The following is a 20,739-nucleotide window of genomic DNA, read 5'->3' as shown; positions in this document are numbered from 1 at the left end:
GTCAGCTGTCCAGGCTCTTGGCGGTCCTGAGCCGCGCGATGATGAAGAACACCGAGCCGATCGCCAGCATGACCAGCAGATCCGGCAGCAACACCCGCCAGACATCCCCGGCCAGGAACACCGTCTGCAGGGCGGAGACGAAATAGCGCGCCGGTACCAGATTGGTGAGCATCCGGATCGGCCAGGGCATGGAGGCGATCTCGAACAGGAAGCCCGACAGCATGAAGGCGGGCAGGAAGCCGGTGAGCAGCGCCACCTGGGCCGCAACGAACTGGTTGCGGGCGATGGCCGAGATCAACAATCCCTGCCCCAGAGCCGGCACCAGAAAGGCCGCGGTCAGGGCCAGCAGCGTCCCCCACGAGCCCCGCAACGGCACATCGAAGACGTATATGGCGAGAAGTGCACATCCCGTCGTCGTCATGAGCCCGAGCGCGAAATAGGGGAGCAGCTTGCCCACCAGAATCTCGGTCACCGACGCCGGGGTGGAGAGGATCGCCTCCATCGTGCCACGCTCCCATTCCCGTGCCACGACCAGTGCGGTCAACAGGGTGCCGATCATGGTCATGACGATCGCGATGGCCCCGGGAACCAGGGCACGCCGGCTCTCCAGCTCGGCATTGAACCAGAAGCGCGATACCAGCGAGACGGCGGGCGCTGCTGCCCCCTCACGCCCCGCCTGCCAGGCCGCCACCAGCCCCAGCGTGTAGTTGGCGACGAAACTGGCGGTGTTGGGCTGGGAGCCGTCGGTGATCACCTGAACCAGCGGCGTCTCTCCCGTCTGAAGCCTGCGGGTGAAATCCTGCGGGATGACCACATAGCCGCGCAGCCGCCCCGCCACGACGCCGGCTTCGACATCACGCCGGTCGCGGGCGGGGGTGACGGTGAAATAGCGGCTGCCGGCAAAGGCCGCCGCCAGCGAGCGGGCCGCGGCATCATCGGTTTCCGCCACCACACCCACCGGCACCCGGCGGATGTCGAGTGAGACCGCGTCGGCATAGAGAAACAGCATCACCACCGGCAGCACGAAGGCGATCAGGATCGCCGACGGGTCCCGCAGAATCTGCAGGCTCTCCTTGACGATCAGAGCCGCAAGCCGTCCGGGGTCGAAGCGCCGCACCGGTGTCATGCACCCGCCTCCTGGTCTGCGTCATGCGCCTCGATCAGCCCGATAAAGGCTTCCTCCATGGTCGGCTCCGGCAGATCCCGGGTCACGACCCGGGCCTTGAGCGCATCGGGCGTGTCGAGGGCGATCAGTTTCGACCGGTACATCAACGCCACCCGATCGCAGTATTCGGCCTCGTCCATGAAATGGGTGGTCACCATCACCGTCACCCCCTTGCGGACCAGGCCGTTGATATGGGTCCAGAATTCGCGGCGGGTGATCGGATCGACGCCCGAGGTCGGTTCGTCGAGGAACAGCACCGGCGGCCGGTGCATCAGGGCACAAGCCAGCGCCAGCCGCTGGCGGTAGCCAAGCGGCAGATCTCCTGGCGCCCCCGTCAGATGACGGCCGAGCTGGAAGGTCTCGATCATCTCCTCGACCCGCGCCCGCCGCACCCGCCCCTCCAGCCCGTAGACACCGGCCGAGAACTCAAGGTTCTGACGGACCGAGAGCAGGCCATAGAGCGAAAATTTCTGCGCCATATAACCAAGCTGCCGCTTCGCCTCGCTGGTCGCCCGGCGCAGATCCAGCCCGGCGACCTCCGCCGCACCGGCGCTTGGCCGCAACAGGCCGCAAAGCATCTTGAAAGTGGTCGATTTGCCCGCACCGTTCGGACCGAGCAGGCCGAAGATCTCGCCGCGGCTGACCTCGAAGCTGACATCCTCGGTGGCGGTGAAGGTGCCGAAGCGCCTGGTGAGATGGTGGCAGGATACCGTCACCTCCGTCTCCAGCCGCACCGGATCCATGCGTTCGGCGAGCAGTGAAGTGCCGCCAGGGCCGCCGCCGAGCAGATCGATGAAGGCGTCCTCGAAGCGCGGCGTCACCGTCTCGACCCGCGCACCGGTTTCGGCGGCGATCGGTGCCAGCAGATCTGGCGTACCGCCCTCGCGCAGCACCAGGCGGACGGCGTCACCCTGAATGACCCCGTCGCTCACGCCCGGCAGGTCCAGCGCCTGGGACAGGACCTGCCGGCGATCACGCCGCGGCCCGGCCAGACGGAAGCTGCGGTCATGGAGCCGCGCGGTCAGCCCGGCCGGCGCACCGTCATATTCCAGCCGGCCTTCATTCAGCAGCAACACGGTCTCGCAGCGCTCGGCCTCGTCGAGATAGGCCGTGGACCAGACCACCGCCATCCCCTCCCCGGTCAACGCCTCGACCATCCGCCAGAGGTCCTGGCGGCTGACGGGATCCACCCCCACACCGGGCTCGTCGAGCAGCAGCACCCGGGGTGTACCCATCAGCGCGCAGGCAAGTCCCAGCTTCTGCTTCATGCCGCCCGAAAGCCGCCCGGCCAGTCGGCTGGTGAAAGGGCCGAGCCGCGTGAAACCGAGCAGGCGCTCGAAAACCGGTTGCGCCCTCCGCGGCGCGATGCCGCGCAACCTGGCATAGAGGCGCAGATTCTCGATCACCGAGAGGTCTTCATAGAGCCCGAAGCGCTGCGGCATGTAGCCGATCGACGGCGCCACCCGGTCGCGGTCGTGGCTGACATCGACCCCGGCCAAACGGATGGTGCCGGCATCGGGAACCATAAGTCCTGCCATCAGTCGCATCAGCGTCGTCTTGCCGGCACCATCCGGCCCGACCAGCCCGGTCAACCGGCCACGCAGGATCCGGGCATCGATGCCCTTCAACGCCTCGACACCGGGGAAGCTCTTGACCACACCCGCGACATCGACCGCGACGGCGTCATCCCCTGCCGGCGCGGCTGCCGCCATGGCGTCAGCCCTCCCTGTCCAATGTCACCGTTACCGGCATGCCCTGGCGCAGCCCGTCATCGGCATCGGTGACCACGATCCGCAGCCGGTAGACCAGATCCGTGCGAAGCGCCGTGGTCTCGACCGATTTGGGCGTGAACTCGGCGCGGGGAGAGACGAAACCGATCCGCCCGTCATAGACCCGACCGCCGCTATCGGTGGTGACCCGAACCGCCACGCCCGGCACGGCACGTCCAAGATCCGGTTCCGCCACATAGGCGCGGACATAGACCGGATCCTTCAACGACAGGGTATAGACCGGCGTGCCCGCGGCGGCCATGCTGCCCGGTTCCAGAATCCGGGCGAGGATGGTACCGGCGGCAGGCGCCGCAAGCCGGGCATCCTCCAGCGCCGTCAGCGCCTGATCGCGCGCCGCCCCGGCCGCCGCCAGTGCCGCCTCGCCGGCGGCGATGTCTTCGGCCCGCGCACCGGCTTCGAGCAGAGCAAGCGCCTGACGGCGCGCCTCCAGAACTGCCGCCGCCTCGTCGCGGGCGGCACGGGCGGCATCTGACTCGCTTTCGCTCACCACCCGGGAGCCGACCAGAGAGCGCTTGCGCCGATAATCGATCTCGGCGAAACGCAGGGTCGCCTCGGCCTGGGCCAGCAGGGCGGCGGCTTCGGCGATCTCTTGCGGCCGGTTGCCATTGCGCAGCCGGTCGAGCGATGCCTGCGCCTGGGCACGTTCGGCTTCGGCGCGGGCGGCCGCATCGCGGAGCGGCCGGTCGTCGAGCACCGCCACCACATCGCCCGCCTGCACGGCATCACCTTCCTCGGCCGCCATTTCCGCGACCCGCCCCCCCTGGCGGAAGGCGAGCGCCACCTCGCGGATGTCGACATTGCCGTAGAGCACCAGCCGGCCATCGTTGGCCGCCCCGGACACAAGCCGGTCCCGCAGCCACCCATTGGCCGGCGGCCAGAACAGGCCGATGCCGACCGCAGCAGCCACCCCCCCCAGAAGCAGAGCGACACGCAACGCGGGTTTCATGAGCGATCTCCGGCCGGGACAAGCATGGCGGTAAGGTTGCGGCGAAGCTGCCCCTGGATTGCGACGATCTCGTCCGGACCGATCGCCGGCCGGTCAATGATCCGGAGCACCGCGGCCCGTGCGACCCGGAAGACCAGCATCTGGCCCATGATGGTCGCCACCACCAGCCGTGGATCCCCTGCCTGTGCCACGGGATCGATATGTTGCACCAGCCGGATCAGACCACGCGAGACTGGCCGCATCAACCCGTCGTGAAGCAGGGCGAAAGCCGCCGTCGGCGATTGCTGTTCACGTACCACAAGCCGCGCCCAGGGATTGCTCTCGGTTCCTGCCATGAGGAGGATGAAAGCGTCGGTCATCCGGAACAGCAGGGCGAGCCCGTCCTCGCGACCCGGAGGAGGGTCGCCATCCAGCGCTGCCTCGATCTCCGCCAGGACGGGGCCGATCCGGGCACGGATCTGCTCGACGATGTCCGCAAACACCGCCAGATACAGGCCTTCCTTGTTCCGGAAGTGATAGCCGATCAGCGCCTGATTGACCTTCGCCGTCTCTGCGATGGTACGCGTGCGGGTGGCATCGAAACCGTCGCGTCCGAACACGTCGATCGCCGCCCGGATCAATGCCTCCCGCGTTGCATCGCCACGTGTGGCCTGTGTCATGGCTCCGGGTGCCCGTGCAGATGGGGTTCAACTCAGTTTGATTGATCAGATGATTTAGTCAAATGATTAAATAGCTGTCGTCGTGAAAAAGGGCTGACCCGGCGGATCAGCCCCCTCATTCGTCTGGACGTGCTCAGGCTGCGGTGTCGTGGCGGCTGCGGCGCGCGGCGTTCACGCCGGCCAGGAATTCCAGGCCCTCGGCAGCGATGGCATCGCCCACCGTGCCCTCGCCCTCCCCCGCCAGCGCGCCCAGATCGACCCACTGAGCATAGAGCGGCCGGGTCCGGTCGGTGATGATGCCCGCATGCAGCAGGGTTTTGACCAGCACCCGGAAGACATTGGTGCTCTCGGACATCTCGGCGCGGCGCACCTCGGAGGTGTAGCTCTCTTTCATGGCATCCCGCACCCATTCCCAATCGAGCCCCAGCGGCGCATAAAGCGCCTGCTTCTGGCTGGGATGGAGCATGTTGAACATCAGGATCTGGAAGCACTGCGCCGCCCAATCCTCGACGCCGTTGCGCGCCTTCTCGTCCATCATCGGCAGGGCGTCGCGGCCCCAGAGCTTGCCGGCGCGATGATGAAAGGCCTCGTCGGTCATCACCAGCTGGGTCAACCGGCGCAGCACCGGGTCCTGGCTCTTGGAATGCAGGCTGGCGAAAATGCCCATGGCGAGGCCTTCGACCAGAAGCTGCATGCCGACGATCTTGCGCGGCACGTCGGTCAGGTCGACCAGTTCCTTCAGCAGCCCGCCCAGCACGTCGGAGGCCGGCATCGGCGCCCCCCAGCGGGTGTGGATATAGCGGCTGAACGCGGTCACGTGGCGGGCTTCCTCGCGCGCCTGGTTGGCGGCATATTCCACCACCCCCGGATCGGCGAGCATGTGGCAGAGGCTGGCCGACAGCGACAGCGCCCCCTGCTCGCCATGCAGCACGCTCGACAGCCACCAGCGCGCGCTTTCATTGGCGAACCAGACCCGCTGTCCGGCGGTCAGCCGGTCGGCGACGGCGCTGTTCAGCTCGGGCACGATCGAGGCCGGCATGACCGTCTCGGTGGCCATGTCGAACGGCTCGTCGAAGCGGATATAGGCGGTGTCGAGCGGGTCCCAGAAATGGCGATGGGTCTCGGCGATGATCTCGTCGAACAGATCGGTGCGCTCGGCATAGCGCGGCACCCGGATCTGATCGAGGAAGCCGGCCGGTCCGACCGCTCGGAAGGCACCGCTCCGGCTGACGCTGGTGGTCTCGGGCATGGATGTCTCGTCCCCTGACTGATACGGACCTGGGCCGATATGGGCCTGGGCTGATACGGGCCTGGCTGCTCCGGCCGGATGGCATCGGACGCGGATCACGCCTCTTGTTCTTGTCTTAAGGATAGAGCGATTGACGTATACGTCAATCATGGGGCGCGCGGCATGATCCGGCCATCGGCCGGCAGCCGCGCGCCCCGACGGAAACCGGTGACGATCAGAGGAACTTCCGGTTCGCCTCGGCCGCCGGCACCTTCAGCCCAAGCACCTCGACCCGCGGGGTGATCTGGGCGATGAAGCGCTGGCGGGCTTCTTCATTGGTGTACTGGCGCAGGCCCCACTTCACATAAAGCGGCGAGCGCTTGCTCTCGGAGCTGCCGAACAGGTCGAGCGTGATCGGCCAGGCCTTTTCCAGCATCGCCTGGGCATCCTTCAGCCCCTCTTCCGTCTGGCAGTATTCCCAGACGATCCGGTAGCCCTGGGCGACGTGGTTGTGCTCGTCGATGATGACGCTGGTGCACATGTCGGCGAGCGGCTTGTACGAGCTCTTCGACATCTCGTGGATCTGCGCCAGCACCGCCGCCTCGCCGATGAACGAGAACATGCCGCGGCCCAGCCAGTTCTCGATCCGGCGCACGCCCTCGGTGCGGTAGAATTCGCGCTGATCCAGATGCTGCTGCAGCATATAGGCGGTATCGACGCCGATCTCGTCCAGCACCGCCTTGCCGCGGATATAGTGATCCATCTCCTCGGCGGCGCGCTCGCAGCACACCTTGCGCTCGAAGGCGGTCGGCGCCATCGGATAGAAGATCTGGATGTAGTCGTCGGCACCGGTCAGCTCGCCCTCGGTATGGGCGCGCAGCTGATGGATCACCAGCTCCTGGTACTCGTCCGGCATCTCGCGGAAGGCCTTGGCATCCGGCACGAGCAGCCGCTCCCCGGCGGCAGCATGAGCGGTCTGTTCGGTCATCTTGAGCGTTCCTTTTTTGGTGGTCCCTCGCCGGGCGGGCGCTGCCGCGCCCTTGGCCGCCGCCTCAATGGCGGCTTGAACCGACCCGGGGGTCGGTTCCGGAGGGAGAGTGGTGGTGGTCATTCCGTAGTCCCTCTGCCCAGGCGGCCACTGCCGTGGCCTTGGCCGCCGCCTCAGTGGCGGCTTGAACCGACCTCGGGGGTCGGTTCCGGAGGGAAGTGGTGGTGGTGGTCATTCCGTGGTCCCTCTGCCCAGGCGGGCGCTTCGTGCCCTTGGCCGCCGCCTCAATGGCGGCTTGAACCGACCCGGGGGTCGGTTCAAAGAGGGGGGCTGATGGATGTCGGTGGCTGGTTGACGGCGGTGACGACGCCCGCAGCGCGGACGCGGGGGCCGCCGCGGGCGTCGGAGATGGTGGCGGCAAGCAGGACCGTGCCGGTGCCGGCCTGGCCCTCGATTTCGGCACGGGCGATCACCCCCCGGGGCAGGACGGGGCCCAGCCAGCGCTGATCCAGCGAGACCAGGCGCGAGGGGGCATCGCCCAGAACGGCGGCGGCGGCGGCCCGCATGGCGCGTTCCATCAGCGCCTGCAGGATGCCGCCATTGATCAGCGCGCGTTCGGCGCCGCCCTTGTGAAAGGGCTGAAGACGGGTGATGGTCGCGATCGCCGCATCGGGGCCGTCGGCCTCGACCCGGATCGCGTTGTGCAGCGCCACCGGCTCGGCCGAAAGCCGGGCCGCAGCCAGGGCGATCCCGGCTGCGGCGTCGGTTTCCGGTGCATCGGCCGGCAGCACGGTCACGCCACCACCTCCGGCGCCCGGACCCGGACCTCGCCCGCCTCTGCCGCCTCGCGGCCGGCAACGGCGGCCAGAAGCGGGTTCGGCAGGGTTTCGCCATGGGCCAGATCGACCGAGACCTGCGCGGCATGGCCGTCGCCGATCGGGTCCATCACCGCCTGGCGGCGGCCGGCATCCTTCGTCCAGTGGAACGGACCCCAGATGAACTGCTTCCAGTAGCTCTCGGCCATCTCGACCCAGGTCTCGAGCATCACCTTGTCGGTGAGGAAGCGGTCCATGCTGACCACCATCCACGAGATCACCGCCTGGCTGTCGCGGCAGCCGTTGCAATGGCCCGAGGTGCAGCAGAACTTCACCGTCTTCAGGTCCGCCGCCCAGGTGTTGAAGAAGGGCAGCACCGGGTTGCCGTTGACCAGCCGGTCGGCATGGCCGGCATGATCCTGCGACAGCGACGGGCAGACGTCATAGCCGAAGCGGCCGAAATGGCTGCGGCCGGTGATCATGGTGCGGATGTAATAGGGCGTGCTGACCACGGTGTCGGGATATTTCGCCCGCACCCGAAGCGCCTCTTCCAGCAGCTCTTCCTGCCGGGCAAGCGCCGTCGGATCCTCGGCGTCATAGGCGCTGTAGAAGTTGAAGTTGACCCGGTTGCCGTTGTCGCGGATCCGGACCACCGTCTCTTCGATATGCTCGATGCCGGTCTCGGTCAGCGCATAGATGAAGCCGGCGCGCGGGTCGTCGCGATAATTGCCGAGCGCGGTCTCGAACAGGCCGCTGAAGGTGCGGCCGCTGGGCTTGATGCCGCGCAGCTGGTCGTCCATCGGCCCGCCGCCGAACAGGGTGAGGCCGATCGCGACGTTCTCGAACCCCTCCATCGGCAGCCGGCGCAGCCCGTTGGACGAGATCGTCACATAGGGCATGTGCTTGACATACAGCCGCAGCCGGTCGGGAAAGAGCGTCGGCTCGCCGCCGATCACCAGGGCGGCATTCACCCGCCGTTCCTTGGTCTCCTTGATCAGAAAGGCTTCCAGCGCCTCGGCATCCTTGGCCTCCCGCGTGGCGGTGTCGTGGCCGTATTCGAAGAACCAGCAGCCCTTGCAACGGATGTTGCAGGCGTTGGTGAGGTGATATTCGCTGACGCGGATCTTGCGGGAGAAGCGCAGCACCGCCTGCAGGCGGTCGCGAAGCTCGTCCTCGCCGTCGAGCAACGCCTCCAGGCGTTGCATGCGTTCGCGCGTTACATTGCGATTTTCGTCGGTCTTCATCCGAGGCAGCCCCTTCGTCGTCGTCGTTTCGCGGTGTCGTTTCGCGGATCGGCGGGGGTCGCAGATTGAGAGCCGGGCGGGCACGCACCTCCCCCGGCCGGGCGCGTGGAACCCACGCGCCCGCAGGAGATCAGGTGGTCGTGTCGCTGTCGTGTCGCCGCGCCGGCTCAGGACCCGGCAATCACGGGGTCCGGGATCATGGGATCACGGGCCCCGGGATCACTCGGCCGCTTCGGCATAGCGGACCCAGTCGGCCTGACCGTTCAGCATCGCCTCCACCTCCTGGTGGAACCAGGCGAGGGCCTGTTCGTAACGGCCGAAGACGAAATGATCGTTGGCACCGGAATTGAGCGCCGCCTGAATGGCTTCGGAGCGGTCGCTGTCCTCTTCGGTCACCTCGAAGACGACATGCATGCTCTTCGACCAGATGTCCTGGGCGGTGGCGCTCTCCAGATATTTCGGCGGCACCAGCGTGTAGGCCGGCAGCTTGCAATTGTCGATGCCGTCGGGCCAGACCTGGAAGATGGCGCAATGATCGGGCAGCACCGCCAGCATCAGATTGGGGAAGATGGTGTAGAGCACGGTGGAATGGTCGCGCAGGTTCCAGGTCTCGCGATCCTGATCGCGGATCTCGGGGATCGAGCGCTTGGGCAGCACCACCCGGGCATGCGGCGACAGCCGGTCGAAGGCGGCGGTGTTGTCCAGGAAGACCGGCCAGATGGTCTTCGTGTGGGTGCGGCGGGTGTGATAGTTCTCGAGGAACGTATCCAGCGCCAGCTTCCAGTTGGTCTTCTTCTCCAGCTGGGCGGGCCGCCAGACGACGTAATCGGCGGTGCCGATATGCTCCAGTTCATGCGCCATCGGCCCAAGCCAGGCATCGACATCCACCTTGGGCGCGGTCGGGTCCACCTGGACGAAGACGAAGCCGTAGCGCTCGGCGCAATGCAGCCGGCGCAGGCCCATCTCCTCGCGCTTCATGTTCGGGAAGCCTTCCGCCGCGGGCACGCCGACCAGCTTGCCGTCGGTGCCGTAGGTCCAGGCATGATAGGGGCAGACGAAGCTGCGCTTGTGGCTGCCGCATTCCTCCCAGACCAGCTTGGTCCCGCGGTGGCGGCAGGCGTTCACGAAGGCGTTGACCGAACCGTCCTGGGTGCGGACCAGCAGGATCGGCACCCCGGTCACGTCCATGGTCTTGTAGTCGCCCGGCTTGGGCAGCTCGCTGCCATGGGCGACGATGATCGGGTTGCGGCGGAAGATGATCTCGACCTCGCGCTTGTAGCGCTCGGGATCGGTATAGCGGCTGACCGGGTTGTGATACTCGGCCGGGTCCATTTCCGTGGTGCGGCGGTCGATCATGTCGAACACACGGTCGATCAGATGCACCTGGGTGGCGTGATCCATGGCGTCCTCATCGAATTATTGATTTTTAGAGCATCGGGTCGTGTCTGCGGACGGGCACGCATCCGGTGTGGACGGCTGGCTGCCCTAGGGACTCAAACTCGGTTCAAAATATACCTGTGGTTGTGGTCTATCGCAATGCACGAAATAGATGAATCATAATCTACCAATGATTCGAAATCTTCGACTCCGGTGCGATCCGGATGATGGACGTGTGCAGACGCCGGAAAGATTTCGGGGGACAGCCCCGGCCGTGCATATGGCAGGCGGGTCCGTCCCCCGGATGCGGGCATGGATGCAGGTATGCAGAGGCCGGAGCCCCGTCACTTGCGCGGGTGCAACACCGCGCAGGTCGTCGTCGCATGGGCGTAAAGCGTGCCGTCGGGACCGATCAACCGGCCTTCGGCCGTTCCCAGCATGCGGCCGGTATGAATGGCGCGGCCGATGGCGCGCACCGGGCTGACCGTCACCGGCAGGGCCCGCACCATGTTGACCTTCAGCTCCACGGTGGTGGAGCCGACCCCCGCCGGCATCAGGCTGTGGATGGCGCAGGCGACCGCGGCATCCAGCAGGGTCGCCATATAGCCGCCATGGGCGACGCCCATGCCGTTCAGCACATGCGGCCCGGGTTCGGCGACGATTTCCGCCTCGCCGGCTTCGATCCGTGCCAGGCGGAAGCCCAGCGTCTCGGCGATCGGCGACAGCGAACGGCCGCCATCGATATAGGCCTGCAGCTGCGCCAGCCCGTCGAGGCCGGCGATGTCACGGGCTTCGGCGTCTCCGGTCGCGCTCATACCACCACCACCCGCCGACGGAGCATCCACATGCTGCGCATGGTGCAGATCACCTCGTCATTCTGGTTGTAGGTCTTGTAGAGCAGTTTGACGATACCGCGGTCCGGCTTCGACCGGCTGGGGATCACCTCGGTCACCTCCAGCTCCAGACGGATGGTATCGCCGGGACGCATCGGCTTCAGCCAGCGGACCTCGTCGAGGCCGGGCGAGCCCATCGACGCGGTCGAGACGATCTGCGCCTCCAGCACCAGCCTGAAGCCGAGCGCGAGGGTATGGAAGCCGCTGGCGATGATCCCGCCATAAATGCTGGCGGCAGCCGCTTCGCGATCGACATGGAAGGGCTGGTTGTCGAACTGGCTGGCGAAGGCGATGATCTCGTCTTCGGTGACGCTGCGCGCGGGCGTGCGGAAGACCTGCCCGGCGGCGAAATCCTCGAAATGGAGATCTTTAACGGGCGGGGTGGCGGCGATGTCTGCGGACATGGGATCGGGCTACCTTGCTGCGGGTCTCTTCCTGCGGACCTTTGAAACGAACGTTTGATCCGCAGGAGTATGCCCGTTTCCGGCGGCCCCGTCAGCCTTCGCCGTTCTCCGCCGCCCCGCCGGTCGCTTCAAGGAACTCGTCCTCGGTCCAGACCTCGACGCCCTTCTCGCGCGCCTTGGTGAGCTTAGAGCCCGCCGCCGCCCCGGCAACCAGGATGCTGGTGGCCGACGAGACCGAGCTTGCCACGGTGGCGCCGTGCTGCTCGGCCCGGCGCTTGGCGGAATCGCGGGTCAGCTTTTCGAGCTTGCCGGTGAAGACCAGGGTCTTGCCCGACAGGCTGCCCGATACCTGCGCCGGGATGTCGGCCTCGATCACCTCCACCTCGGCGATCAGGGCCTCCAGCACCTCGCGGTTATGCGCCTCGGCCATGAAATCGGTCAGCGCCTCGGCGACCACCGGGCCGATGCCGGCGATGGCGTCCAGATCGGCCCGGGCCGGGCTTTCCGGGTCGGCGGCGGCTTCGAGCCCGGCGCGCCAGGCATCAAAGGTGAGGTAGTTGCGCGCCAGCAGCTTCGCCGTGTTCTGGCCGACATGGCGGATGCCCAGGGCGAAGATGAAGCGGTCGAGCGGCAGCCGGCGCCGTGCCTCGATCGCCGCCAGCAGGTTGTCGACCGATTTGCGGCCCCAGCCGGCCCGCTTCGTGAGGTCGATCTCGCCGGTTTCCTGGCGCTGCGGCAGGGTGTAGATGTCGACCGGGCTGCGGATCAGCCCGTCCTCGAAGAAGGCTTCGACCTCCTTGCGGCCCAGCCCCTCGATATCGGTGGCATCGCGGGAGACGAAGTGCTTCAGCCGCTCCACCGCCTGGGCCGGGCAGATCAGCCCGCCGGTGCAGCGCCGCACCGCCTCTCCCGGCTCGCGCACCGCATGCGATCCGCAGGCGGGGCAGACGGTCGGCGCCTCGAAGGGCCGGGTGTCGTTCGGCCGTTCGGCGACCACCACCTCGACCACCTGCGGGATGACGTCGCCGGCACGCTGCACCACCACCAGATCGCCGATCCGGATGTCCTTGCGCGCGATCTCGTCCTCGTTGTGCAGGGTTGCGCGCGAGACGACCACGCCGCCCACCGTCACCGGCTCCAGATGCGCGACGGGGGTAAGCGCCCCCGTGCGGCCGACCTGGATCTCGATGCCGAGCAGGCGGGTCTTCGCCTGTTCCGCCGGGAATTTATGCGCGATCGCCCAGCGCGGCGCCCGTGCCACCTGGCCCAGCAGCGCCTGCCAGTCCAGCCGGTCGATCTTGTAGACCACGCCGTCGATGTCGTAATCGAGCGCATGGCGCCCGTCGCCGATCTCGCGATAGCGTTCCAGCAGCTCGTCGGCCCCCCGGCACAGCCGGCGCAGCGGGTTGACGGTGAAGCCGAACTGCTCAAGCCGGTCGAGCGCCCCCCACTGGGTTGCGGCCAGCGGCGCCGAGACCTCGCCCCAGGCATAGGCGAAGAATTTCAGCGGCCGCTTGCGGGTGATCTCGGGGTCCAGCTGGCGCAGCGATCCGGCGGCGGCATTGCGCGGATTGGCGAACAGCGCCTCGCCCGCCTCGGCCCGGCGCTCGTTCAGGGCGGCGAAATCGGCCTTGCCCATATAGACCTCGCCCCGCACCTCGACCAGATCGGGGGCGTCGTCCGGCAGGGTGTCGGGCACGTCGTCGATGGTCAGCATATTGCGGGTGACGTCCTCGCCCTCGGTGCCGTCACCGCGGGTCGCCGCCACCACCAGCCGGCGGTTCTCGTAGCGCAGACTGGCCGAAAGCCCGTCGATCTTGGGCTCCGCCACCACCGCAAGCTCGTCGTCTTCCCTGAGGTTCAGGCCCTTGCGCGCCCGGGCCAGGAACTCGACCACGTCCTCGTCCTCGAAGGCATTGGCAAGGGAGAGCATCGGCCGGGCATGGCGGACCTTGGCGAAGCCCTCGGCCGGGGCCGCGCCCACCGTCCGGGTCGGGCTGTCCGCCGTCTGGAGTTCCGGGTAAAGCGTCTCCAGCCTGATCAGATCGGCGCGCAGCCGGTCGTAATCGCCATCGTCGATCTCGGGCGATGCGTCTTTATAGTAGCGCTGATCGTGATAGCGGATGCGCTGGACCAGGACCTTGTGGTTCTGACGCGCCTCTTCGAGCGTGGGCTGCATCACGGTCTCGTTGCGGTCGGTCATGGCCGGAAGGCTCCCTCAAGGACGCGATAGCGAAGGATGGGGGCGCGAGATGTACGACGAGCCGGCGCCGGGGGCAAGCCCGGCGGTCCGCCGCTCAGCTGCGCACGGCCAGGCTCATCAGCCGGTCGGCGGCGGCCCGCGCCTCGGCGGTGAGTTCGGCGCCGGACAGCATGCGGGCGACCTCTTCGCGCCGCTCGGCCGCGGTCAGGGCCCGCACCTCGGTGAGCGTGGTCTCGCCTTCGACCCGCTTTGCGACCCGCAGATGCAAGTCACCACGTGCCGCGACCTGCGGGTTGTGGGTGACGACCAGAACCTGAGCATGGCCGCCCAGGCGCTGCAGCCGCTCGCCCACCGCATCGGCGACCGCACCGCCGATGCCGCTGTCGACCTCGTCGAAGACCAGGGTGCCGGCGCTGGCGGTGCGGGCCAGAACCACCTTCAACGCCAGCATCAGCCGCGACAGCTCGCCGCCGGATGCCACCCGGGCGAGCGGCCCCGCCGGCGCGCCCGGATTGGTGCGGACCATGAACTGGCAGCGCTCGATGCCCTCCGGACCCCAGGCGTCTTCCGGCAGCGGATCGAAGGCGACCGCGATCTCGACCCGGCCCATGCGCAGCGGCCCGAGTTCGGCCGCGATCGCCTTGATCAGCTCGTCCGCCGCCGCCTTGCGGGCCCGGCTCAACCCCTCGGCCGCCTTGCGATAAACCGCGCGCGCCTCGGCGGCCGCGGCGGTCAGTTTGGCCGCGACCGTGCCGCCACCGTCGATCAGCTCCAGCCGGGCGCGCAGCTTCCGGGCAAGCTCGGGCAGGTCTTCGGTCGTCACCTGATGGCGGCGGGCAGCCGCCCGCAGGGCATAGAGCCGGTCCTCCACCACCTCCAGGCTGTCCTCGCCCAGATCGAGGTCGGCAAGCAGCCGCTCGACCCCGGCCACCCCTTCGCCGATCTCGATCGAGGCGCGCTCCAGCCCGGCCCGCAGCTGGCGGACCCGCTCGTCGGTTTCGGCATCGGGCAGGCGCTGCAGGGCGCGATCGGCATCCAGCAGCCGCACCTCGAGCGTCGGCTCGCCGTTCAGCGCATCCAGCGCCGCGTTCAGCGCCGCCACGATCCGATCGGCATTCTGCAACCGCTGGCGGCGGTGGACCAGATCCTCCTCCTCCCCCGGCTGCGGCTTCAGCTTGTCGAGATCGGCGAGGCTGGTGCGGAGATGATCCTCTTCGCGCCGCACGGCCTCGGCCTCGGCCTCGGCGCGGTCGCGGGCGGCGTCGGCCGCCTGCATTTCGCGGAAGCGGCGCGCCACCTCGGCCTTCAGCGCCTCGTGGCCGCCGAACTGGTCCAGCACCTCGCGATGGGTGCGCGGGTCCAGCAGGCCGTGCTGATCGTGCTGGCCGTGGATTTCGACCAGAACCTCGCCCAGCTGGCGCAGCAGACCCACGCCGACCGCCCGGTCGTTCACCCAGGCGCGGCTGCGGCCATCGGGGGTGACGGTGCGCCGCAGGATCAGCGGCAGCGCCGCCGGTATCTCCTGCTCGGCCAGCATGGCCAGCGCCGGATGATCCTCCGCCACCTCGAACACGGCGGTGACCGAGGCCTGGGCGGCACCGGCGCGCACCAGCCCGCTGTCGCCCCGCGCCCCCAGCGCCAGACCCAGCGCGTCGAGCAGGATCGACTTGCCGGCACCGGTCTCGCCGGTGAGGACGGCAAGGCCGGGGCCGAGGTCGAGATCGAGCCGGTCGATCAGAACCACGTCGCGGATCGAGAGACTGGCGAGCATCCGGTCTTCCGTGACGATTGCGAAGGAAACAGCGGGTCGGGTGGGTGGCGGAACGGGACGGCGGGCGGGTAACGGATCAGAAGACCGATTTGAAGGCCCGGCTGATCCACGACCCCTTGTCTTCCACCGGCTGAAGATTGCGGCCGGTGAGCAGGGCATAGCTGTCTTCGTACCAGTCGCTGCCGGGATAGTTGTAGCCCAGCACCGCAGCGGCCGTCTGGGCCTCGCGCTCGATGCCCAGCGACAGATAGGCCTCGACCAGGCGGTGCAGGGCCTCGGGCACATGGGTGGTGGTCTGATAACGCTCGATCACCGTGCGGAAGCGGTTGATCGCCGCGATATACAGGCCGCGGGTCAGATAGTAGCGGCCGATCTCCATCTCCTTGCCGGCCAGATGGTCGCGGGCAAGGTCGATCTTCAGCCGGGCGTCGCGGGCATAGGCGCTGTCGGGGAAGCGGCGCACCACCTCCTGGAAGGCCTCCAGCGACTTGCGGGTCATCTCCTGGTCGCGACCGACATCCGAGATCCGCTCGTAATGGCAGAGCCCGACCAGATAATAGGCATAGGCGACATTGGGATTGCCGGGATGCAGGTCGATGAAGCGCTGCGCGGTGGCGATCGCATCCTCGTACTGATTGGCCTGATAATAGGAATAGGCCGCCATCAGCTGCGCCTCGGTGGCCCAGGTCGAATAGGGGTGCTGGCGTTCGACCTCGTCGAAGCTCTGGGCGGCCTTGCGATACTCACCCTGATCGAGTTCGTTCGCCGCCTGGGCGTAGATCTGCTCCACCGGCCGCTCGACATAGGCGGGACGGTCGTCATCGTCGCTCGAGCATGCGGCAAGCGCCGCCACGCACGCCGCCAGAAGGCCGGCCCGCAGGATCCTGTGGACCCGGGTCACGGCTGTCGCCGTCCGCATCGCGATCGCCCGTTCCGTTGCGACTGCCTTCGCCATCCGTTCCCCGTCATGCTGCTCGGTGTCATGTCACGTCTCTGCCGGCCCTGGCCGGGCGGCCGCTACTATATCATTCCTGATCCGCACGAACAGAGGCGTGGCACCCTCTCCGCATATCCGTGCCAGCGCCTGCGGCCATACAAGGCCAGCGCCCGCGGCCATGAGGGACCAGCGCCCGCGGGCACGCAGGATATGTGAGGAGACCTCCTCATTTCGAGGCCGGAACACTTGCATTCCCTGTGAAAAGACCCGGCGCCCCGATCCGGGGACGGGAACGATGCGGCCGACGACCGCCGTCCAGCGATGGTGCAACATGCACAACGTCAATGCCTTCGCGTGATGTACACCCCGCCGCAGCGCGCCGCCCTGCGCAGCCCGGCGCCTTGGTTTCAAGTCCTGAACCCTGTCCCCTGCGCTCCGGATATGGTCGCGGAGCGGCATTTAAAGTCTGTCGGCAGCTGGCTCAAGAAACGCCATGCTCACATCCCGAGAAATGGGCCAACATCCGATATTTACCATTTCTTCACCACGCCAAGGATTTCTGAGTTCATTCTACAAAATCCTTGATTCGCGTCGATATATTCCCATAAACCCAACGACGATCCAATAATTACACTATTGCGTTTTGCAAATCGTCACAAAAGAAGCCAGATGCCATAAGCCCTGCCATTTGATGGGCAACCGAGGGTGTTATCAGTTTACGGCAGTTTCTAGCGAAAATGCCATAAACGATTGTTTTGGTGCCCGCTATGTCTCTTAGCCCACCAAGAATGATTACTCGAAGTTCTGTTTGACAAAGTTGTTCATGAGACCGCAAATATGAGCAACAAAAACATGCATAGAGACGCCTGCGCTATGGGGGAACTGGCTAGACGTGTCGATAATTTCGTCGGGGAGCGGATCCGGCTGCGGCGGACGCTGCTTGGCATGACCCAGGAACACCTGGCGGCGGCTCTCGATATTTCGTACCAGCAGGTGCAGAAATACGAAACCGGACTCAATCGTGTGAGTGCGGGCCGCCTTTACGAAATCTCGACCAAACTTGGCGTACCGGTCGCCTTCTTCTTCGACGGTCTGGAAGAGATTGCCGACAGCATCGATCCGGATGCGCCGAAAGAGCATGGCGGCAAGAACCGCTCGACCATCGAACTCGTCCGGTATTTCACCGACATCACCGACCAGACCCTGCGGACGGCCATCATCCGTCTGATCAAGGCCCTGGCCGAAGGCAATGGTCAGCGGGGCGAACGCTCGGACGACCTCGACATGACCGACCTTATGGATGACGACCGGCCGCATTGAGCGCCGGTTCGCCATCCGACGACACATCAAAGGCCCGCATCGTATCTCACGATGCGGGCCTTTGATCGTTTCCGGCTGGTGCCGCGGTGGCCGGTTCAGGCGGCCTCGACCGCCCGTGCCGTATCGACCTCGTGGCAGCTGGTGTAGCGCCAGGCGGTCGGGTCGGCAAAAAGCGCATGCAGCAGGGCGTTGTTCACGCCATGGCCCGGGGCCACGCCTTCGAACCGCGCCAGCAGAGGGGCACCGGCAAGATAGAGGTCGCCCACGGCGTCCAGCGCCTTGTGACGCACGAATTCGTCGGCATAGCGCAGGCCTTCGGGGTTCAGCACCCGATCGCCTTCGACCACCACCGCATTGTCCAGCGAGCCGCCGCGGCCGAGGCCGGCTGCGCGCATCTGCTCCACCTCGTGGGCAAAGCCGAAGGTGCGGGCCGCGGCCAGCTCCGACGAGAAGCCCCGGGCGGTGAGGTCGATCACGATCCGCTCGCGCCCGATCACCGGGTTGGCGAAATCGATGGTGACGTCCAGGGTCCAGCGGTCGGCCGGCAGCAGGCGCACCACCGAACTGCCCTGCACCAGCTCCACCGGCTTCAGCACCTCGATGAAGCGCCGGGCAGCCGGCTGCTCGATCATGCCGGCCCGCTCGATCACCTGAATGAAGGGGCGCGAGCTGCCGTCCATCACCGGCACTTCCGGGCCGTCGATGTCGATGATCAGATTGTCGATGCCCATGGCGGCCAGCGCCGCCATCAGATGCTCCACCGTCGACACCGTCGCCGCCGGCCGGTCGCCGGTGGCGGGCACGCCCAGCATGCTGCACAGCCGGGTGTTCACGATCGTGTCGTGGCGGGCGGGCACCACAACGCCGCCCATATCGGTGCGGCGAAAGATGATGCCGGTATCTGCGGCGGCCGGGCGCAGCACCATTTCCACCGGCGCACCACTGTGAAGGCCAACGCCGCTGCACCGCATCGGCACGGCCAGCGTCCGCTGGCGCACCACGCCCTGCGGCGCGGTGGTGCGGAGGAAATCGGCGCTGTCGCGGATGTCGTTCAGGTACACGGGTTTTGCTCCGTTGCGGTCACGTCCGGATCGGGTGCGATCCGTCAGTGAACAGGTAGCAAGCCCGGCGTACAGGCTCAAATCACTCTTTGTTACCGATTGTAACAACACCGCTGCATGAAAACGCCGGCCCGTGCCGCAAGGGCACGAGCCGGCGCCCGCCTGCGCGATGCCGAGCGACCGGACGCGCAAGAGCGTTCGCAACCACCCGCCCCGCCGGCGGAGGCTGCCGGGGGCGGGGCCGGGGGTGGTGCGTTCATGTCGGAGGGACCGGCCGCACGCATGATTGAGCGCGCGCAGCCCGGGGTTCCCTTGGTATCGTCGTCGATCCGCGGCGTCGCCGCAGCCGTCAGTTCGCCTGGCGACGCAGGAAGGCCGGGATTTCCAGCAGGTCGTTCTCCTCGTCAGCCGGCTGCTGACGCGAAGTGGCGCCGCCATCGACATGGTCGAGGCGCGGCGCACGCCGCGGCTCTTCCGCCGCCGGACGGGCGGTCGCCTCGCTCTCGCGGCGATGGGCGCCGGTCATGCGCTGCAGGAACGAGAACTTGCGCGGCGCCGCCTCGGTCGCCGGGCGGTCATCGACCACCGCCCGCGCAGGCTGCTGCTCCACCGCGCGCGGTGCCGGCTCCAGCGCCAGCGGCTCTTCGGCCGCCTCGATGCGGGTGGGCTGACGCTCGGGCGCACGCACCGGCTCGGGCGCGATGAAGCTGCCGTCCTCGACCTCGCCGCGGGGCATCTGCGGCTGCGCGCTGCGGCCACCCTCGCTGCGGGCGGTGGTGACCACCGGCGCCGGGCTCTCGACCACGGTCCGGCGGGTACCGCCCGACGCCGCCATCTGCGGCGCCTGCTGCATGGCGGCCGCCTGCTGGTTCTCGTTGCGGGCCTGCGACTGGCCGCGGGCGGCGGCTTCCGCCTCCTGCTCGCGACGGGCGCGCTGGCGGGCGACCTCTTCGGCGTCGATGCCGGTGGCGACCACCGACACGCGCACCGTGCCTTCCAGGCTGGGATCGAAGGTCGAACCGAAGATGATGTGCGCCTCGGGATCGACTTCCTCGCGGATGCGGTTGGCGGCCTCGTCGACCTCGTACAGGGTCATGTCGCCACCGCCGGTGATGTTGATCAGCACGCCGCGCGCACCCTTCATCGACACGTCGTCGAGCAGCGGGTTCGAGATCGCGGCCTCGGCAGCCTCGATCGCGCGGTTGTCGCCACCGGCCTCGCCGGTGCCCATCATCGCCTTGCCCATCTCGCTCATCACGGTCCGGATGTCGGCGAAGTCCAGGTTGATCAGGCCGGGCATGACCATCAGGTCGGTCACGCCACGCACGCCGGCATAAAGCACGTCGTCGGCCATCTTGAAGGCGTCGGCGAAGGTCGTGCGCTCGTTGGCGACCCGGAACAGGTTCTGGTTCGGGATCACGATCAGGGTGTCGACATACTTCTGCAGCTCGTCGATGCCCGAATCGGCCAGCCGCATGCGGCGGGTGCCCTCGAAGTGGAAGGGCTTGGTGACCACGCCGACGGTCAGGATGCCCTTCTCACGCGCGATCTGGGCGATGACCGGCGCCGCGCCGGTGCCGGTGCCGCCGCCCATGCCGGCGGTGACGAACACCATGTGGCTGCCGTCCAGATATTCGGAGATTTCCTCCATCGTCTCCTGGGCGGCGGCGCGGCCGACCTCGGGACGCGCACCCGCGCCCAGGCCGTGGGTGATCATCTGGCCAAGCTGGATGCGGCGTTCGGCCTGGCTCTGGTTCAGCGCCTGCGCATCGGTGTTGCAGACGATGAACTCCACGCCTTCCAGCTGTGCGTTGATCATGTTGTTGACGGCGTTGCCGCCGGCGCCGCCCACACCGACCACGGTGATCCGCGGGGTCAGCTGCATGCTGTCGGGGATGCTGAGATTAAGGGACATGACGTGTTGCCTCCTGGTCGCTC

The 20,739-nt window shown here is 67.4% G+C and carries 17 protein-coding genes; 1 reads left to right on the top strand and 16 read right to left on the bottom strand.

Annotated features, from left to right (window positions below; translation table 11 throughout):
• Position 1: 1 nt before the first annotated feature.
• The 14 genes from WI697_RS11400 to WI697_RS11335 all read right to left on the bottom strand — a co-directional run bounded on the left by WI697_RS11400 (position 2) and on the right by WI697_RS11335 (position 16,438).
• Positions 2-1,126, bottom strand: a complete 1,125-nt coding sequence (locus WI697_RS11400; RefSeq protein WP_345958530.1) for an ABC transporter permease — start codon at positions 1,124-1,126, stop codon at positions 2-4.
• Entirely contained in the window at positions 1,123-2,877 is a 1,755-nt protein-coding gene (locus tag WI697_RS11395; protein WP_345958529.1) for an ATP-binding cassette domain-containing protein, read from the bottom strand. The genes WI697_RS11400 and WI697_RS11395 overlap by 4 nt, the downstream gene beginning before the upstream one ends.
• Before the next feature lie 4 nt (positions 2,878-2,881).
• The gene (gene hlyD, locus WI697_RS11390) at positions 2,882-3,901 is read right to left on the bottom strand and encodes a secretion protein HlyD (protein WP_345958528.1); all 1,020 of its coding nucleotides are present in this window, start codon (positions 3,899-3,901) and stop codon (positions 2,882-2,884) included.
• Entirely contained in the window at positions 3,898-4,560 is a 663-nt protein-coding gene (locus tag WI697_RS11385) for a CerR family C-terminal domain-containing protein (RefSeq protein ID WP_345958527.1), read from the bottom strand. Before WI697_RS11385 ends, hlyD begins: the two co-directional genes overlap by 4 nt.
• Positions 4,561-4,693: 133 nt before the next feature.
• A complete protein-coding gene (locus tag WI697_RS11380) occupies positions 4,694-5,809 on the bottom strand; it encodes a ferritin-like domain-containing protein (RefSeq protein WP_345958526.1) in 1,116 nt (371 codons plus the stop codon).
• A gap of 214 nt (positions 5,810-6,023) precedes the next feature.
• Positions 6,024-6,776: a Phenylacetic acid catabolic protein gene (locus WI697_RS11375; RefSeq protein WP_062767534.1), complete on the bottom strand. Its 753-nt coding sequence runs from the start codon at positions 6,774-6,776 to the stop codon at positions 6,024-6,026.
• 317 nt (positions 6,777-7,093) lie between these two features.
• The gene (locus WI697_RS11370; protein WP_062767532.1) at positions 7,094-7,573 is read right to left on the bottom strand and encodes a hypothetical protein; all 480 of its coding nucleotides are present in this window, start codon (positions 7,571-7,573) and stop codon (positions 7,094-7,096) included.
• A complete protein-coding gene (locus tag WI697_RS11365; protein ID WP_296721108.1) occupies positions 7,570-8,835 on the bottom strand; it encodes a radical SAM protein in 1,266 nt (421 codons plus the stop codon). Before WI697_RS11365 ends, WI697_RS11370 begins: the two co-directional genes overlap by 4 nt.
• 219 nt (positions 8,836-9,054) lie before the next feature.
• A complete protein-coding gene (locus WI697_RS11360) occupies positions 9,055-10,236 on the bottom strand; it encodes an aromatic ring-hydroxylating oxygenase subunit alpha (protein ID WP_296721111.1) in 1,182 nt (393 codons plus the stop codon).
• Between the two features lie 320 nt (positions 10,237-10,556).
• Positions 10,557-11,027, bottom strand: a complete 471-nt coding sequence (locus WI697_RS11355; protein WP_345958525.1) for a PaaI family thioesterase — start codon at positions 11,025-11,027, stop codon at positions 10,557-10,559.
• Entirely contained in the window at positions 11,024-11,509 is a 486-nt protein-coding gene (locus WI697_RS11350; protein WP_345958524.1) for a MaoC family dehydratase, read from the bottom strand. The genes WI697_RS11355 and WI697_RS11350 overlap by 4 nt, the downstream gene beginning before the upstream one ends.
• Positions 11,510-11,600: 91 nt before the next feature.
• Entirely contained in the window at positions 11,601-13,712 is a 2,112-nt protein-coding gene (gene ligA, locus WI697_RS11345) for an NAD-dependent DNA ligase LigA (protein WP_345958523.1), read from the bottom strand.
• Positions 13,713-13,806: 94 nt separating this feature from the next.
• Positions 13,807-15,483, bottom strand: coding sequence for a DNA repair protein RecN (gene recN, locus WI697_RS11340; RefSeq protein WP_345958522.1), 1,677 nt, complete (start codon positions 15,481-15,483; stop codon positions 13,807-13,809).
• A gap of 76 nt (positions 15,484-15,559) precedes the next feature.
• Positions 15,560-16,438: an outer membrane protein assembly factor BamD gene (locus WI697_RS11335; RefSeq protein WP_385998281.1), complete on the bottom strand. Its 879-nt coding sequence runs from the start codon at positions 16,436-16,438 to the stop codon at positions 15,560-15,562.
• Between the two features lie 819 nt (positions 16,439-17,257).
• Between WI697_RS11335 and WI697_RS11330 the strand changes: the two genes are divergently transcribed.
• Positions 17,258-17,740, top strand: coding sequence for a helix-turn-helix domain-containing protein (locus WI697_RS11330; protein WP_145978423.1), 483 nt, complete (start codon positions 17,258-17,260; stop codon positions 17,738-17,740).
• 95 nt (positions 17,741-17,835) lie between these two features.
• On the opposite strand, the gene lpxC is transcribed toward WI697_RS11330, so the two are convergent.
• Positions 17,836-18,801, bottom strand: coding sequence for a UDP-3-O-acyl-N-acetylglucosamine deacetylase (lpxC, locus tag WI697_RS11325; RefSeq protein WP_345958521.1), 966 nt, complete (start codon positions 18,799-18,801; stop codon positions 17,836-17,838).
• Positions 18,802-19,150: 349 nt separating this feature from the next.
• Positions 19,151-20,716: a cell division protein FtsZ gene (gene ftsZ, locus WI697_RS11320; protein WP_062762405.1), complete on the bottom strand. Its 1,566-nt coding sequence runs from the start codon at positions 20,714-20,716 to the stop codon at positions 19,151-19,153.
• Positions 20,717-20,739 lie beyond the last annotated feature (23 nt).

It is taken from the genome of Tistrella mobilis, from assembly GCF_039634785.1.
GTDB lineage: Bacteria > Pseudomonadota > Alphaproteobacteria > Tistrellales > Tistrellaceae > Tistrella > Tistrella mobilis.
This window is presented reverse-complemented; position numbering and strand designations above follow the sequence as displayed.